The sequence below is a fragment of the Streptomyces sp. NPDC033131 genome (assembly GCF_055578365.1).
Genome location: NZ_JBVIPA010000005.1, coordinates 125,966 through 141,977, shown reverse-complemented (window position 1 = coordinate 141,977; position 16,012 = coordinate 125,966). Strand labels below are relative to the sequence as shown.

Here is a 16,012-nt window from a genome sequence, read left to right as displayed (position 1 = left end):
CCCTACGGCCTGGAGAAGATCCCGATGCCGTTCGGGACGCGGCGTTCCGCACCGCCGGAGGGGTTGTTCCGTACGGCGACGGCGGTGGCGCCCGGCCTGCGGGTGACCAGGGTCGACGAGCCGCCGCCGTCCAGGCTGAAGCCGTGCGCCGCACCCAGCTCCCGCAGGACGCGCGCCACTTCGGCGATCGTCAGACCGGAGCGGTACTCGGGCGCCCCGTCCAGCGCGAGCAACAGCAGGCGCCGCCCGCCGTCCGCGACCCCCACGGCCGTGCGTACCGCCGAGGTGCCGGCGTCGAGGCCCGGCAGCGGCCGGCCGTACCTGAGGACCGGGTAGCCGCCGAGCGCGAAGCGGAACGGAATCCGCGACGGGGACGCCACCAGCCGGTGCCGTACCGTCACCGCCTCGCCCGCGGACAGCTTCCGCAGCTGCTGCGCGCCCGCCTCGCGCCCGACGAGCACCGTGGTACCCGCGGCGACGGGCCCGCTGCCCGGGCGGGCCGCGGCCGACACGACCCGCCCGCCCCGGACCGTCACCTCGTGGGTGTCGGTACTGCACGGGGCGGCCCGTTCCGTGTCCGTGCCGCAGGTCGCCCGGACCCGTGAGGCGCTGCCCCAGTCCGAGGTGAACGCCCCGACCGACCCGACCGGCAGCGCGTACTGGTTCAGCCCGCCGAGCGGCAGCCGTCCCTGCGGGGTGCTGACCGAGCCGTCGAGGGCCAGGGCGCCGATCCGGACCCGGCGGTCGATACCGACGCCGATCACGTCCTCGGTGCTCGTGCCGGGCGGCAGCGCCGGACCGAACCGCTGCCCGTCCGGCACCGCCGCCTTGAGGGTGTGGCCCCTGGCGATCGCCGGTCCCACGCTCGCACCGGTGGCCTCGACGCCCGGGTGCTGCGCCTCGGTGATGTTGAAGAAGTCGCCGTTGACGCCCGCCACGGCGCCCGTCGCGTCGGCCAGTGCGGAGACGGTGGCCCGCGCGGCGACCGCCCCCGGGTACAGCAGGTCCACGCGGACGCGCGGGTTGCGCAGGTCGACGGTCAGCAGGTGTGCGTGCGCGGGCCCCTTGGCCGCCGCGATGTCGAACTCCTGGTACCCGACACCCTCCGCGATCCGGGTGTGCGTCTGCCCGGCGCCGGCCGGTGCCGCCCCCACCAGGGCCGCACCGGCCAGCGTGCCGAGTGCCGTGAGCAGCGTCAGTGCCGATCTGCCCGCGCCGAACCGCCCTTGACGATGCGTCACAGTCCCCCCGAGGTCTCGTCAACTGTCCCAGGACTCAGGGGAAGTTCACCAGACGGCGAGGGTTACCGGGGTGGCGCTAGGCGCCGATCACCCGCGAACGGGTGAGGAAACGCACCCCCTCGGGGGCCTCGAGCGAGAACCCGCTGCCCCGGCCCTCGACGACGTCCACGATCAGCCGCGTGTGGCTCCACACCTCGTACTGGCTCCGCGACATCCAGAACGTCACCGGCTCGTCCACCCCGGCCACGTGCAGCTCCGCGAGCAGCACGTCCGAGCCGCCGGTGCGGAACTCGCCGGCCGGATAGCACATGGGGGCGCTGCCGTCGCAGCAGCCGCCGGACTGATGGAACATCAGCGGACCGTGCGTCTCGCGCAGCCGGCGCAGCAGGTCGGCCGCGGCGGGGGTGAGCTGGACGCGGGGGGCCTCGTCGTGGACGAGTGGTGCGGATTCTTCGGGCATGGTCACCGAGTGCAGCACGGCGAAGGTTGCGAGGGGGTTGCGGGTCAGTCGCCGTACGGCGTGAAGTGCGCCGGCGTGTGGTCGATCGGCAGGTCCGGGCGCCAGGCGGTGAGGCCCTGGGCGCTGCACACGAACAGGTTCTCCGGCAGCCGGTCCAGCGGGAACCAGCGCCAGTCGCCGACGCGTTCGCCGGGCTGGTCGCCCGCCTCGCCGCGCCACGCCGTCACGCGGGCGGCCACCGTGAGCCGTACGACACCGCCGACGTCGTCCAGGAGCGTGCCGAGGAGCCGTACGTCGGCCGGGCGGGCGTCGATACCGGTCTCCTCACGAAGTTCCCGCACGACCGTCTCGGGAAGCGACTCGCCGGGTTCCACCGTGCCGCCGGGCAGCTCCCAGGTGCCCCTGCGGTGCCGGCCCAGCAGCAGCCCGCGAGGCCCGTACAGGATGGCGCCGACACCGATCGCCGCGTGCGGGACCGGCGGCCGGGAGGTGCGGGGGCGCGACGAGACGCGGACGGGGCGGGTGGCCCGGAAGACGCGGTAGGAGGCCTTGTTGCCCTCGTCCGGCGAGTCCAGGACGTCGACGTGCTCGACCCGCAGGCCGTGCTCGGCGAGCAGGTCGGACCAGAGCTCCGGGGTGAGGACCCACATCCGCACGGTCGTCTCGCCGCCGCCGGCGAGCGGCAGGATCTCGGGCCGGGACGTGACGACGGACGAGGGGCCGTCGCCGTGCGAGTTGGTGTGGAGCACGGTGAAACACAGCGTCCCGCCGGGCCTGAGCGCGCCGGCCAGGGCCGGCAGCAGCCGACGCGGATCGATGTACGGCACGGCGTTGACGGAGTAGATGACGTCGTACGGCTCGGCCGCACGCAGGTGTTCGACGGCGTCCGCCCGGACGAGCCGCAGGCCGGACAGCGCGCCGTAGCGGGCGCGGGCCCGTTCGCACTGACTCGGTGAGGAGTCGACCGCGTCCACGCGGGCGCCATGGGCACGGACGAGGTGCGCGGCGTGCCGGGCGGGGCCGCAGCCGAGGTCGAGGACCCGCCGGCCTGACAGCTCGCCGAGGATCTCGTCCCCCGGCCCGGTGCCCCAGAAGCCCCAGTCGATCCGCTCCACCTCCGGCAACACGGTGCCGCGGCGCAGGTGATGGGTTCCGTACGCGTGCCAGGCGTCGGCGTTGACCGACTCGGCCCCGTCGGCGGCGAAGGGGTGCGGGCCCGTCACGCGGTGGCCCTGGCGGTGAGGACGCGTACGTCCAGATCGGTCACCGAGGCGGCGGTGAGACGGGCCGTGAACTCCGTGCGCAGGCTCTCGACGGCGGCCGGGTCCAGCCCCTGCAGCAGGACCCGGGTGCCGCTGCCCACGACCAGGTCCCATGCCGTGCCGGGTGTCAGGGGAACGGCCCGCCGCCGGGGTTCGACGTGCGCGGCGGTGAGGCCGAGGCCCCGCAGCCAGGCGGTGAGCGTGTCGGTGGTGTCGATGCGGGCGCGCTGGGCCGTCTGCCGGGAGTCCGGCCAGGCCCGCTGGGTCTCCACCGCGCCCCTGAGCGCCTGCCACCAGCCGGCGAGGGCGCCCCTCTCCCACACCGTCACGGCCAGCCGCCCCCCGGGACGCAGCAGGCGGGCCAGGGCCGCGGTGTCCCGGTCCATGTCGGGGAGGAAGAACACCCCGAGCGCGCACTGCACCAGGTCGTAGCCGCCGTCGGGAGCGGGCCAGGCCGTGATGTCGTGACGGTGGAAGCGGACGTTCCCCAGCCCTTCCCGCCGGGCCCGGTCGGTGGCGATGTCCAGCAGCGCCCCGGACAGGTCGACCCCGTCGACCGCGCCGGCCGGGCCGACGGCACGCGCGGCGGGCAGCGCCGACGCCCCGGCCCCGCAGCAGGCGTCCAGTACCCGCTCCCCGGGGCCGGGCGCCGCCATGGCGACCGTCGCCTCCCCGACCGGATCCCACAGCAGCGGCGACCAGCGGTGGAACTCCTCGGAGCCCGCGCTGAACACGTCCGTGACGGTCGTCCCGGTCTGCTGCTGTGGTCCGGTCATGAGGGCGTCCTCTCCTGGTGGGCCTACGGCCGGAGGCCTCCGACGGTGACGAAGCCGATGGCCTTCGCCGCCGTGGTGTTGTCGTACACCACCACGCCGGTGGACTTCTTCCAGATCTCGATACGGAAGGTGTCCGGGCCGTCCGTGGCGGTGACACGGAAACCGTAGCCAGCCGTGCCGCCCACCGTGCCGGATCCCTGGTAGACGGCCCGGGTTCCGGTGACCACCAGCCAGTCGGAGCCGGTGGAGCGGAACTTCAGCCGGGCCGCGCCGAAGTCGAAGGTCGCGGTCCCGGACGGGACGGTGGCGCCCTTCTTGTAGTCGGCGGCGAAGGAGAAGGCGGCCTTGCCGGTCAGTGCGGGCCCGGCGGGGTAGGCGCCCGCGGGCGAGGTGATGACACCGACTCCGGCCGCGGGGCCGGCGCTCCGGTCGTAGACGACCAGGTCGGGCAGGGTCCTGCGGTCCGTGCCGCCGTCGTCGTCGGTCACCGTGACCACGGGCCGGCGGATGCCCGCCGAGGTGTAGGTGTGGGATGCCGTGCAGCCGGAGGCGGTGACGGTGCCCTCCGTCGGCTCGGTGCCGTCCTTCCAGTCGACGGTGCAGGTGTGGGTGTCACTCGTGCCCCGGTCGCCGAACGTGGTGGTGACGTCCGTACGGCGGCCCGCCGCGACGGGTGACTGCGGGCCCTCGGCGGAGGTGATCGCCGGGGCGGCGTTGGTGACGGTGACGGTCGCGGTGTCGCTGCTGCGGCCGCCGGTGAGGGTGACCTGGTAGCTGCCGTTGTCCGTGCAGGTGATCGTGGTCCGGGCCGCTCCGGCGTCCGCGAACGTGCAGGGCGCACCCTGCTCGACGGTCCACTTCGGGCCGCCCGCTCCCGAGACGGTGCCGTCGATCCGGATCGCGTCACCCTCGGTGCCTTCGGCGTCGGCACCCGCGTGGACGACGGTGACCGGGTCGATGCTCGTCAGGGTCGGGACGACCTTCTTGATCAGGCCGTCCGCGTCGAACTCCAGCTTGTCGACGGTGGTTTCGCGGTGGGTGCCGTCACCGCCGGGGATCGCGAAGCGGTGGTAGGCGATGTACCAGTCGTCGGTGCCGGGGACGTCCACCACGGAGTGGTGGCCGGGGCCCTTGATGCCGAGTGAGAGGTCCTTCTCCAGGATGATGCCCTGCTTGGTCCACGGTCCGGTGGGCGAGGGGCCGGTGGCGTAGGCGACGCGGTAGTTCTCGTCGCGGGTGTCGTTCTCCGACCACGTGAAGTAGTAGGTGCCCTTGCGCTTGATGACGAAGGAGCCCTCGTTGTACCCGCTCGGGGTGATGTCCTTGACCTTCGTGGCGTCGAAGGACGTCATGTCGTCGTTCAGCGGGACCACGTAGGCGCGGCCGTTGCCGAAGTAGAGGTACGACGTGCCGTCGTCGTCCGTGAAGACCGCCGGGTCGATCATCTGGCCGGTCAACTGGCCCGCCTTGAGCAGCGGTCGGCCCAGAGGATCCTTGAACGGGCCGGTGGGCGAGTCGGAGACCGCGACGCCGATGTTGGCGTCGGCGCTGAAGTAGAAGTAGTACTTCCCGTTCTTCTCGGCCATCGTCGGCGCCCAGGCCCGGCTGTCGGCCCAGCTGACGTCCGGCCCCAGGTCGAGGATGACGCCGTGGTCCTTCCAGTGGACCAGGTCGGTGGAGGAGTACGCCTTGAACTGCGTGCCGCTCCAGCCCGGGAAGCCGTCGGTGGTCGGGTAGAGGTAGAAGGTGTCGCCGAACCTGACGATGTTCGGGTCGGCGTTGAGCCCCGGCAGGACCGGGCTCTTCATCACCAGCGCCGTGACCGTCCAGGTGCGCTTGGCGCCGTCCGAGCCGGTCACCTCGTACGCCACCGGCTCGGTGAAGTCGTGCAGCGTGCCGGAGGCGGGGCTGATGGACGCGCCGTGGGCGAGGGCGAACTCCGGTGCCAGGGCGGTGAGATCGCTGCCCTCGGCCAGCGGCAGGGTGATCCTGCTGCCCGCGTCGTCGATGATCGCGTCGGTCTTCAGCGCGGGGTGGGTCGCCGCGGCGATGCCCGTGGTGTTGCCGCTGAGCTCCAGGACCTCGGTGGGCGACAGGGCCCGGTTGTAGATCCGGAAGTCGTCGACCTCGCCGGCGAAGTAGGGGTCGGGGGAGTACAGGGACTTGCCGATGTAGCCGGAGTAGCCCTTGGCGGGGTCGTAGAGCTCGGACGGCTTGATGGTGACCCCGGTGGCCCGGGCCGCCTGGACGCCGTCCACGTAGAGGACCGCGGTCTCGGTCGCGCCGTCCACGGTGACGGTGACGTGCTGCCACTCTCCGGGGGTGAGCCGGCTGCCCGCCGTCATCTGCTTCTCGCCCGACCAGGTGGCCTTCGTGATCGCGGAGAAGAGCTTGCCGCCGCCGTTGGAGGGGGAGGCGAAGAGGTACTTGTTGCTGTCGGGGCCCAGGCCGAAGAGCCACTGGAAATTGTCCCCGCCCTTCCACTTGACGTGGGTGGAGACGGTGACGCTGGCCGCGTCCTTCAGGACGCCGCCCGGGATTCTGACGTACGGCGAGGTGGTCGAGCTGCTGGTACCGCCGGACATCTTGAACGAGCCGCCGTCCACGCCGGTCCCGAAGTCGGGCGTCCGCACGTATGTGCCGTGGTAGCCGTGACCGCTGGAGTCGCGGGCGATGTTGCCGCCGGTCTCGTCGAAGTCGTAGTCCAGCAGCAGGTCGGCCGGTACGTCGGGGCCTTCGGCGGAGACCGTGACCCCGGCGTTCAGGGTGGCTCCTTCGGGCAGGGTGCCCGTCACCGTGAAGGTGCCGGCCTGGGCGTACGCGGATTCCGGTACGTCCGCCCAGTCGACGGAGACGGGACGCTCGACGCCGTCGGCGTACGTCGCGATCACGGTGGCCGGCAGGACCGGCGCCTCACCGGTGCGCGTCTTCACGGCGATGTCCTCGACGCTCTCGACGAGCTGGTCGGGCTGGTAGGCGCGCAGCAGGCGGTCGTACTCGGCCTGGGTGACCGGCAGGACGGTGCCGTGGCGGGGCTTGGCGGGCAGGTCGTAGCCGGTGGACGGGGTCCAGGTGCCGGAGCCGAGGTCCGTCGTCTCGAACGGGATGTAGCCGCGGCCGCCGAACTCGTCGAGGAACGCGTACCACTTCTCCTCGGTGTTGGACTTGAAGACCAGGGGCCCCTCGGCGGCGCTCATCGCGCCCTTGCCGATGCCCTCGGCGACCGCCGTCCAGGACGTGTCGAGGAGCGAGTCGCTCTTCTCCTCGAAGATGAACTTGCTGTTCGGCGTGGAGGAGGTGTTGTTCCGCTCGTCCTTCGACAGGCGGAAGTACGTTTCGTCGTGCTGGATCACCGTGGAGTCGATGACCGAGTAGCCGCGGTCGATCCACACCTTGGGCTCGCTGAAGGTGTGGAAGTCGCGGGTGGTCGCGTACATCATGCGGTTGTACGTGTCGCCGGAGTGCGCCTCGTTGTCGTACAGCTTCGACGCCCAGAAGACCACGTACGCGCCGAGCTTCGCGTCGTAGTACGCCTCCGGCGCCCAGGTGTTGCCCGCGCTGTCGGGGGAGACCTTGACCAGGCGCTGGTCGGTCCAGTGCACGAGGTCCGTGGACTCCCAGACCATGATCGACTTGCTGCCGGTGCGCTGGGAGGCGTCCCAGTCGCCGTTGCCGTAGATCCTGAGGTCGGTGGCGATCTGGTAGAACTTGTCGCCCTCGGGGGAGCGGATGATGAACGGGTCGCGCAGGCCCTTCTCACCGAGCGTGGAGGTCAGGACGGGCTTTCCGTCGTTCAACTCCCGCCACTTGAGCGGGTCGTTGCCCTTGCTGAGGGCGGCGTAGAGCTGCTCGCCGTCGGAGGTGCCCTCGCCGGTGAAGTAGCTGAACATGTAGCCCTTGAGGGCCTGCTTCGCGGGGAGTTCGGGGACCTTGGCGGTGAAGGTGCGGGTCGCCGTGGCCGCGCCCTTGGTGACGGTCGCGGTCAGGTCGACGGTGGTGGAGCCGTCGCCGTGCGCGGGGCGGTGGACCGTGCCGTCGGCGGCGACGACGTCCGGCTGCGCGGAGGTCCAGGTGACGCGGGTGCCGTGGTCGCCGTCCGCGGGGAGGGTGAGGTTGCCCCGTACGTCGTCGAGGTTGTGGACGGTCAGCGCCTCGGCGGCCTGCCGCGTCGCGGACTCGTCGTCGAAGGCGGCGAGGACCGTCACGTCGAAGGACTTGGTGTCGGTGACGGCGCCCTTCTTGAGGGTCGCCGTGAGGGTGGCGTGGCCGTCCGGTTCACCGGCGGCGGGGCGGGTCACCTTGCCGGTTTCCGACACCACGGCAGGGTTGTCGCTCGCCCAGCCGACCGCGGAGCCGCCGGCCGGGCCGGTCTTCGGCAGGTCGAGGTCGGCGGTGACCGCGCTGGTGTCGCCGAGCGTGAGGGCGGCCTTGTCGTCGGCGACGCCCTGGGTGGCCACGGGGAGGGAGAGTTGCTCGACCTCGGTGCCGGCGAGCGCCCGGTCGTACACCCGGAAGTCGCGGATCCTGCCCTTGAACAGCTTGTCGCCGGAGTACACGGACTTGCCGACGTAGTTGGCGGTGGTGTTGCCGGAGCCGATGGCACCGGGGGTGATGGTGACCGAGGTGTTGCGGGCCACCTCGACGCCGTCCTCGTAGAGGACGCCGGTGCTGCCGGTCTGCGTGTAGGTGACGTGCTTCCACGCGGCGCGGGTCAGATTGTGGGAGTCGGCGGGCCTGGTGGTCTGCTCCGTCGACCAGTTGCCGGTGGCGATGGAGGTGCGGAAGGAGTTGCCGGTGGTGAACAGGTAGCCGTTGCCGTTGCCGCCGCTGGAGTTGCCGAAGCCGTAGAGGAAGTACGGGGTGCTCTGGGCGGAGTCGATCAGTACGTCCATCGAGACGGTGATCGCGTTCATGCCCTGCATGACGTTGTCCGGCACCTTGATGTAGGTGTCGGACCCGTTGAAGGCGAGCCCCTGACCGGAGGACGACCAGCCGGCCGAGCCGTTGACCGTGCCGTTCCGGCCGTTGCCGGAGGCGTCGGCCGCGGTGGCGCCCGAGGCGGCGTCGAGCGGATACCAGAGGGCGAGGCCGTCGGTGATCTCCGCGGCGTCCGCTGTCGGTGCCGCCTGAGCGGGGCCGGCGGGACCGGCGAGGCCCAGCAGCAGTGACGCGGCGGTGAGCCCGGCGAGAGGGCCCGCCCAACGTCTCGCGCGGGCGCGCAGTCGTGCGATGTGCGTCATGTGGAGTTCCCCTGCTGAGACACGGTTGACGAAGGGGCCTCGGCCAGGGGCGCCCCGCTGTTTCGGCTGTGTGACGTCGTGTTGCGAGAGTGTCAATCGGGGTGTGGCGCAGCGTCAAGAGGTTTCGAACGATGTCCGACAGACCGAACGAGTGGGTGGCAGGGGATGGTTGGGATGCTTCGGGCCGGAACGGGACCGGTGTCAGGCCGGCCGCACCAGGCCGGACTCGTAGGCGAACACCACGGCCTGGACCCGGGCGCGGGCGCCGATCTTGCCGAGGATGTTGCTGACGTGGGACTTCACCGTGGTGGGGGCGATCGACAACCGTGCGGCGATCTCCGCGTTGGACCAGCCGGAGGCGACGGCGATCAGCACGTCGCGTTCGCGTCCGGTGAGGCGGTTGAGGCCGGCCTCCCGCCTGGTGGGGTGCGAGGGGCGTTGTTGACGTACCGCGTCGATGAGGGCGCGTGTCAGGCCGGGCGTGATGACGGCCTCCCCGGTGGCGACGATGCGGACGGCCGCGGTCAGTTCGTCCGCGGTGGCGTCCTCGAGGAGGAACCCGCGGGCTCCGGCGCGCAGGGCGGCTTGGGCCTGCTCTTCGCGGCCCGCAGTGGTCAGCGTCAGGACCTGCGGGGGGTTGCGGACGGCTCTGACGGCATCGGACGAGTGGGGGAGGGCGGGGGGCCGGGTGATGCGGCGGATGGCCTCGATGCCGCCGCTCTCCGGAAGGCGGGCGTCCATCAGGACGACATCGGGACGCAGTTCGGCGCTCATGCGGACCGCCTCGAATCCGCCGGACGCCTCGCCCACGACCGTGAGGTCGGGCTGAGCCGCGAGGAGCATCCGGAAGCCGTGGCGCTGCAGCGCCTGGTTGTTGACCACGAGTACGGAAGTCATGCCGGGCATGCCCCTCTCATCATCTGAACGAAACGGTTTCGTTCAGATGCGAAAAGGCTAGTCCTGGCGTCTATCGAAACGGTGGCGTTTCTGTTGTGGTGTGGGTCACATTCCGCGCGTCGAGCGACATGAACGCGCTCGGGCCGCCCCCGGGGTGCGGGGCGTCCCGAGCGCGTCCGGAAGGCGTCAGTGGTAGGCGTGGACGACCGCGTGGCCCTTGCCGCGGCCGATCATCCACTTGTTGACCGGCGTGGTGATCAGGAAGGCGACCACGAAGCCGCCCAGCAGGGCCGACCAGAACAGTCCGTCGGACAGGTGGGCGTCCATCGCGCCGGGGGTGAGGGCGATGATGCCGTTGTCGACCAGCTCCATCACGGCGATGGAGACGGTGTCGGCGGCGAGCGCGACCTTGATCGCCGCCTTCAGGTCCAGGCCGGCCCGTCGGACCGCGAACAGGGTGAAGGAGTAGCCGAAGAGGAACGCGAGTGTGATCGCCAGAACCATGGTGGGCACGTTGCCCCACATCAGGGCGGTGCCGATGACCATCCCGAGGATCTCGCCGATGGCGCAGCCGGTCAGGCAGTGAAGTGTCGCCTTGGCGGCCGTTCCCCAGGATGCTCCGCCCGGTGTGTCGTGGCCGGTGTGGCCGTGGTGGCTCTCGTGGGCGTGGTGCGCCTTGCCGGTTTCGTGAGCGGTGTGGTCCATGACCTTCTTCCCCATTCCCGTCCGGTGTGGCCCGTTCTCCGAGCTTCACGGTCACCAACCATATACCCCCTAGGGGTATTCCTCAAGGGAGATGATCCCCCGCGTCGGTCGCTGTTTCGGGGCGCGCGCAGACTTCCCCTCATCTGCGGATTGCCGTCTTGCTCCCGGGCCGGCGCGGTTGGGCGGAGCGGCCGGGGTGTCAGGGGGAGCGGCCGTCCGGGCTCCGGCGCGAACGCCGCGGAGCCCGGACGGCCGGGGCGGCGGCGCGAGCCGGACGCTCGGCTCGCGCCGGCCGTGCTCAGAGCCGGTCGAGGATGCTCTGCAACTGCTTGACCTCTGCGGACTGACCCTTGGCGATGTCGCCCGCCATCTTCACGGCGTCGGCGTTCTTGCCGCTCTTCTGCTCGCTCTCGGCCATGCTGATCGCGCCGTTGTGGTGCTCGATCATCATCTCGGCGAACATCTTGTCGAACTCGGCACCCTTCATCGACGTGAGGTGCTTCATGTCCGCGTCGGACATCATGCCGTCGCCGCTGCCGTGGTCCATTCCGGGCATGGAGCCCGCGGACGTCGGCTTGTTCCACGACTTCAGCCAGCCCGTCATCGTCCTGATCTCCGGGTCCTGAGCCTTCTCGATCTTCGCTGCGACGTCCTTGAGCTCCGCGTCGGAGGCCCTGCGGTCGGCGAGCCCGGCCATCTCCAGGGCCTGCTGGTGGTGCGGGATCATCATCTGCGCGAACGTGACGTCCGCGTCGTTGAAGCCGGCGGAGCCGGGCTCGGCGGTTCCCGACGCGGACGCCGAGCTGCTGCTGCCGCTGCCGTGGTCCATGCCGCTCATGTCGCCGTCGTCGCTGCAGGCGGAGAGAAGCAGCGCGGCGGCTGCGACGACGCCTACGGCGGCGGTGCGGCGGACAGGCCCGCGGCGCGGGGCATGCGTGAAGGCAGTCATGGTCGATTCACCTCGTGTTGTCGGTACTTCGGCTGTTCGGGCGTACGCGGAATCGCGGGTTCGCGCCTGGTGCGCGCACCACGAGAGCGTTCGGCCTACAGCCGCAGAACTGACAAACGGGTGAGATCGGGTCCGCGTGGCGGGGGACCGGGCCTCAGCAGCGAGGTGACCTGGGAAAGAAGCTCCGCCGGCTGTCCCGGGCGACGGGTGAACGCCGACCTGAGGAGCGCGATGAGCGCCCACGCGCCGAACAGGACCGCCACGCACAGCGACAGCATGTCCATGGCCATGGCGGGTTCGTCCGAGGACGGCACGTCCGCCGTCTCCGCGGCGTGACCGCCCGCGCCCCGGCCGGTGGGAGCGCTCATCGGGGCGTGGCCCGCAGCGGCCGTGTCCATCGCTGTCGAGTGGGACGCGCCGCTCATGGTGGAGTGGGCCGACTCGCCGGGGTGGCCCATGCCGTGCATCGCGAAGATGCCGAGGGCGAGCACGACGACGAGCAGAAGGTGCCCGAGGGCGCCCCCCGCGCGTACATACCGGCTGACCTTCACACGGACTCCGTCACTGGCGTTCTGAATCTGCTCGACCGACAGTACCCAAGGGATGCCGGCCGTGCTGTGCGAGGGGTCGAGTTCCACTGAACTACTTAGCTGATTGGTAGACTATCGCGATGTGCGCGTCCGGTTCGAGCCCGGCGACGGGCGGTCCGGCGGTGAACTGCGGGCCTCGGCGGGCGAGTTCGGGTAGGTGCGGCCGGGCTGTCCGGGGCGGGGCAGGATGCCGCTCCGGGTCGAGGCGCCGCGCTCAGTCCGGGACCTGCGGACCGGGCGGGTCCTCGCCGGAAGGGGAGGGCGTACGCCGTCCGCGCGCCGGGGTGGTCCGGTCGGGTGGTGGCGCGGTCGAGGCGCGGATGACGAGGTCGACCGGTGGGTCGCTGGACGGCAGGGGGGCCGCGTCCGGGTTCTCGATGGAGTGCACCAGACGCTTGAGTCCTTCCTGCGCCACGGCGTCGAAGGGCTGCCGCATCGTGGTGAGGGGCGGAGTCACGTAGGCGGCGACCGGGATGTCGTCGCAGCCGACGACGCTGACGTCCTCCGGCACGCGCCGCCCCGCCTCCGTCAGCGCGCGGATCAGGCCGATGGCCATGTCGTCGTTGGCGGCGAACACCGCGGTGACGTGACCGTCCTCGGCCAGCAGGCGTCCCGCCCGGTACCCGGAGGCGGCCGACCAGTCGCCCTCGACGACAGGAGGCACGTCCCTGCCGTGGGCCGTCAGCGTGGCTCGCCATCCCTCCAGGCGGCCCCGGGCGGCGAACCACCGCTGCGGACCGGCCAGGTGATGGACCGTCGCGTGGCCGAGGTCCAGCAGGTGCCCGGTGGCCGTGCGGGCCATCGCGTCGGCGCCGTCCCCCGCGGTGAGCATCGTCGTCGCGGTGGTGAGCGGCGGCGCACCGAGGACGAGGACCGGAACGTCCGCCCGCAGGGTGACGTCTGGGTCCGCTCCGTCTTCGTCGATCGGTTCGGAGACGAAGATGCCGTCCACGCCCTGGTCGAGGAGCGAGTCCACGGCTCCGGCGAGGCCCGCCGGGTCGCCCTCCATGGTGTTGACCACGCGGAGCGCGTAGCCCGTGTCCCGGACACTTCGCTCGACCGCCATGAGCAGCGAGGCGGGCCCGTACAGGGCGGTGCCCAGTGTGATCACGCCGATCGAGCGGGTCCGCCCGGAAGCCAGTGCCCGGGCGGCGTTGTTGCGCCGGTAGCCGAGCTGCTCGGCGGCTTCCAGGACGCGTCGGCGCACCTCGGCGGAGACGTACGGTTCGTCGTTGAAGACCCTCGACACCGTCTTCTGCGAGACCCCGGCCAGGCGGGCCACGTCCACGCTCCGTGGCGCCGGCGCGGCGGCACTTCCGCCCCGCCCTGCTCCTCGCGTCATGGTGTCTCCCGGTGACCGCACGATCGAGCCCCATGATGTCAGACGGCGTGCGGAGCGCCGAGGCCGAGCGCCGGGCCACCGGGAAAGAGACCTGGCCGGTGGCTGTTGTGCAAAACGTTTTGGATATCTAGCTTGTGCCGCATGAGCCACAGAACGCCTCCGCCGACCGACCGCCTCCTGGTGAGCGGCTGCGATGTGCTGCGCGTCCCGCCGCAGGGCGAGTGCGAGATCCTGCGGGCGCAGGACATCGTGGTGGCGGACGGCGTCATCGAGGACGTACGGCCGACGGGCGGCCCCTCCGGTTCGGACCCCGCGGCCGAGGTGATCGACGGGCGCGGACTGCTCGCCGTTCCCGGCCTGGTCAACGCGCACACGCACAGTCCCATGGTGCTGATGCGCGGCGCGGCCGAGGACGTGACGGTCGAGGGCTGGTTCAACGACCGCGTCTGGCCCATGGAGTCCAACCTCACTCCCGAAGACGTACGCGCCGGAGCCCGGCTCGCCTGCGCGGAGATGATCCGCTCCGGTGTCACCACCTTCGCCGACCACTACTTCTTCCCCGAGCAGATCGCCGCGGCGGTCACCGAGACCGGCCTGCGGGCCGACATCGCGCCCACGTACTTCAGCAGCCGGGGCCGGGAAGCCCTGGAGGACACGGTGACGTTCGCCGAGACCTGGCACGGCGGTGCCGGCGGCCGGGTCACCGTCTCGCTCGGGCCGCACGCCCCGTACACGGTCGACGACGGCGACCTGCGGACCCTCGCCGGGCACGCCCGGCGGCTCGGCCTGCGGATGCACGTCCACGCCGCCGAGCACCTGGAGCAGACCCGGTCCAGCCTGGAGCGGCGCGGCATCACCCCGGTCCGGGTCCTGCACGAGACGGGGGTGCTGGAGGCCGGCGCGCTGATCGCGCACGGCTGCGGGATCGTCGAGGACGACCTGCCGCTGCTGGCCGAGTACGCGGACACGACCGCCGTGGCCTGCTGCCCGAAGGTCTACCTCAAGCACGCGCTGTCTCCGCTCACCCCGGTCCGCGACCTGCTCGCCGCCCACGTCACGGTCGCCGTCGGCACGGACGGCGCAGCCGGCCACAACACGCTCGACGTGTGGGAGGCGCTGCGGCTGGTCGCCCTCACGCAGAAGCAGGCGGTGGGGGACGCCACCTGGATGACCGTCTCCGACACCCTGCGCATGGCCATGCGCGGCGGGGCCCGGGCCCTCGGGTTGCAGCGGGAGATCGGGGCGCTGGAGCCGGGTATGCGCGCGGACATCGTCCTGACGGACCTGTCCGGGCTGCACTGCCGTCCGCTGCACGACCCGCGCGCCGCGCTGGTCTACAGCGCCCGCGCCAGTGACGTCCGGACGGTCGTCGTCGACGGCCGGGTGCTGATGCGCGACGGCCGGCTGCTCACCGTGGACGAGTCCGCGCTGCTGGCCGAGGCCGACGCCCGGGTGGCCCGGATCCTCGACACCTCCCACGGGCGGGCGGTGCAGCACTATGACCCCTGAGCCGTACAACCGGGCGGCCGTCAGGCGCCCCGCGTCCATCAAGGACGTGGCCGCCGCGGCGGGCGTCAGCGCGACCACCGTCTCGCACGTCCTCAGCGGCAACCGGCCGGTCAACGAGCACACCGCCGCCCGGGTCCGCAGTGTCGTCAACCGGCTCGGATACGTTCCGGCGTCGCTGGCCCGCAGCCTCCAGGCCGGGTCCACCTCGGTGATCGGCCTGCTGATCCCGGACATCAGCAACACCTTTTTCGCGGAGCTCGCCAAGGGCGCCGAGGACGCCGCCCACGACCTCGGCTACGGCCTGATCCTGTGCAACACCGAGTTCGACGCCGACCGCGAGGACCGCTACCTCGGCATGATCCGCAGCCGGTTCATCGACGGCATGGTGTACGCCTCGGGGTCAGCGCCGTCCCGGCGAAGGCTGGAGGCACTGATGGGCAAGTTCCCCATCGCGCTCGCCGACGAGGAGGTCGAGGGCCTCGAAGGCGCCCTCATCGCCACCGCCGACCACGAGGCGGGCGGGCGGCTGGTCGGCGAGCACCTGCGGGCGCTCGGCCACCGCCGGGCCCTGATGCTGACCGGCCCGCGCGCCCTGAAGAGCAGCAACGCCCGTGCGCACGGGTTCGTCCGGGCCTTCCGGGGCGAGGTCGTCGAACGCGTCGGCGACTTCAAGGAGACCTCCGGATACGGCCTGGTCGCCGGACTCCTCCAGGAGTGCGGCCGCCTCGAGGACTGCACGGCCGTGTTCGCGGCCAACGACCTGATGGCCTTCGGTGCCCTCCTGGCGCTGAGGGAGGCGGGGCTCTCGGTGCCGGACGACGTCTCGGTGGTCGGCTTCGACGACATCCGGGCGGCCTCGCTGGCCCATCCACCCCTGACCACCGTCCACCAGCCGGCCTACGACGTGGGCCGCACCGCCACGGCCCAGCTCCTCCAGTACGTCACCCGGGGCGAGGTCCCGCCCGCGTCCCGGCACACCCTTCCCGTCGAACTCAAGGTCCGCGGCAGCACGGCACCCGCCGCCCGCTGATCTCACCCCAC

12 protein-coding genes are annotated in these 16,012 nt (G+C 71.8%); 2 read left to right on the top strand and 10 right to left on the bottom strand.

Annotated elements, in window-relative coordinates:
• Window positions 1-2: 2 nt before the first annotated feature.
• From ACZ5XS_RS09360 to ACZ5XS_RS09315, 10 genes are all read right to left on the bottom strand, one after another.
• The gene (locus ACZ5XS_RS09360) at window positions 3-1,241 is read right to left on the bottom strand and encodes a phosphodiester glycosidase family protein (RefSeq protein WP_468649367.1); all 1,239 of its coding nucleotides are present in this window, start codon (window positions 1,239-1,241) and stop codon (window positions 3-5) included.
• Window positions 1,242-1,317: 76 nt separating this feature from the next.
• Entirely contained in the window at window positions 1,318-1,701 is a 384-nt protein-coding gene (locus tag ACZ5XS_RS09355) for a DUF779 domain-containing protein (RefSeq protein WP_468649365.1), read from the bottom strand.
• 44 nt (window positions 1,702-1,745) lie between these two features.
• Window positions 1,746-2,828 carry a bifunctional class I SAM-dependent methyltransferase/NUDIX hydrolase gene (locus ACZ5XS_RS09350; RefSeq protein WP_468649672.1) on the bottom strand — a complete coding sequence of 361 codons (1,083 nt, stop codon included), beginning with the start codon at window positions 2,826-2,828 and terminating at the stop codon, window positions 1,746-1,748.
• 92 nt (window positions 2,829-2,920) lie between these two features.
• Window positions 2,921-3,739 (bottom strand): class I SAM-dependent methyltransferase, encoded by an 819-nt coding sequence (locus ACZ5XS_RS09345; RefSeq protein ID WP_468649363.1) that lies wholly within the window; start codon window positions 3,737-3,739, stop codon window positions 2,921-2,923.
• 23 nt (window positions 3,740-3,762) lie between these two features.
• Window positions 3,763-8,979: a family 43 glycosylhydrolase gene (locus tag ACZ5XS_RS09340; protein WP_468649361.1), complete on the bottom strand. Its 5,217-nt coding sequence runs from the start codon at window positions 8,977-8,979 to the stop codon at window positions 3,763-3,765.
• A gap of 201 nt (window positions 8,980-9,180) precedes the next feature.
• Window positions 9,181-9,876 (bottom strand): LuxR C-terminal-related transcriptional regulator, encoded by a 696-nt coding sequence (locus ACZ5XS_RS09335; protein ID WP_468649359.1) that lies wholly within the window; start codon window positions 9,874-9,876, stop codon window positions 9,181-9,183.
• 186 nt (window positions 9,877-10,062) lie between these two features.
• The gene (locus ACZ5XS_RS09330) at window positions 10,063-10,581 is read right to left on the bottom strand and encodes a DUF4396 domain-containing protein (RefSeq protein WP_468649357.1); all 519 of its coding nucleotides are present in this window, start codon (window positions 10,579-10,581) and stop codon (window positions 10,063-10,065) included.
• 298 nt (window positions 10,582-10,879) lie between these two features.
• On the bottom strand, window positions 10,880-11,530 hold the full coding sequence (locus tag ACZ5XS_RS09325; protein WP_468649355.1) for a DUF305 domain-containing protein: 651 nt from the start codon (window positions 11,528-11,530) through the stop codon (window positions 10,880-10,882).
• Window positions 11,531-11,625: 95 nt separating this feature from the next.
• Window positions 11,626-12,081 carry a DUF6153 family protein gene (locus ACZ5XS_RS09320; RefSeq protein ID WP_468649353.1) on the bottom strand — a complete coding sequence of 152 codons (456 nt, stop codon included), beginning with the start codon at window positions 12,079-12,081 and terminating at the stop codon, window positions 11,626-11,628.
• Window positions 12,082-12,334: 253 nt separating this feature from the next.
• Window positions 12,335-13,462 (bottom strand): LacI family DNA-binding transcriptional regulator, encoded by a 1,128-nt coding sequence (locus tag ACZ5XS_RS09315; RefSeq protein WP_468649351.1) that lies wholly within the window; start codon window positions 13,460-13,462, stop codon window positions 12,335-12,337.
• A 141-nt stretch (window positions 13,463-13,603) separates the two neighbouring features.
• Between ACZ5XS_RS09315 and ACZ5XS_RS09310 the strand changes: the two genes are divergently transcribed.
• Window positions 13,604-14,971, top strand: coding sequence for an amidohydrolase (locus ACZ5XS_RS09310; RefSeq protein WP_468649349.1), 1,368 nt, complete (start codon window positions 13,604-13,606; stop codon window positions 14,969-14,971).
• Window positions 14,961-16,001 (top strand): LacI family DNA-binding transcriptional regulator, encoded by a 1,041-nt coding sequence (locus tag ACZ5XS_RS09305; protein ID WP_468649347.1) that lies wholly within the window; start codon window positions 14,961-14,963, stop codon window positions 15,999-16,001. The genes ACZ5XS_RS09310 and ACZ5XS_RS09305 overlap by 11 nt, the downstream gene beginning before the upstream one ends.
• The last annotated feature ends 11 nt before the right edge of the window (window positions 16,002-16,012 follow it).

Excerpts from the sequence above, each read along its gene's own strand:
- ACZ5XS_RS09335 (WP_468649359.1), bottom strand. The coding sequence starts at position 9,876 with ATGACTTCCGTACTCGTGGTCAACAACCAGGCGCTGCAGCGCCACGGC.
- ACZ5XS_RS09330 (WP_468649357.1), bottom strand. The coding sequence starts at position 10,581 with ATGGACCACACCGCTCACGAAACCGGCAAGGCGCACCACGCCCACGAG.
- ACZ5XS_RS09315 (WP_468649351.1), bottom strand. The coding sequence starts at position 13,462 with ATGACGCGAGGAGCAGGGCGGGGCGGAAGTGCCGCCGCGCCGGCGCCA.
- ACZ5XS_RS09305 (WP_468649347.1), top strand. The coding sequence starts at position 14,961 with ATGACCCCTGAGCCGTACAACCGGGCGGCCGTCAGGCGCCCCGCGTCC.
- ACZ5XS_RS09340 (WP_468649361.1), bottom strand. The coding sequence starts at position 8,979 with ATGACGCACATCGCACGACTGCGCGCCCGCGCGAGACGTTGGGCGGGC.
- ACZ5XS_RS09355 (WP_468649365.1), bottom strand. The coding sequence starts at position 1,701 with ATGCCCGAAGAATCCGCACCACTCGTCCACGACGAGGCCCCCCGCGTC.
- ACZ5XS_RS09345 (WP_468649363.1), bottom strand. The coding sequence starts at position 3,739 with ATGACCGGACCACAGCAGCAGACCGGGACGACCGTCACGGACGTGTTC.
- ACZ5XS_RS09310 (WP_468649349.1), top strand. The coding sequence starts at position 13,604 with ATGAGCCACAGAACGCCTCCGCCGACCGACCGCCTCCTGGTGAGCGGC.
- ACZ5XS_RS09325 (WP_468649355.1), bottom strand. The coding sequence starts at position 11,530 with ATGACTGCCTTCACGCATGCCCCGCGCCGCGGGCCTGTCCGCCGCACC.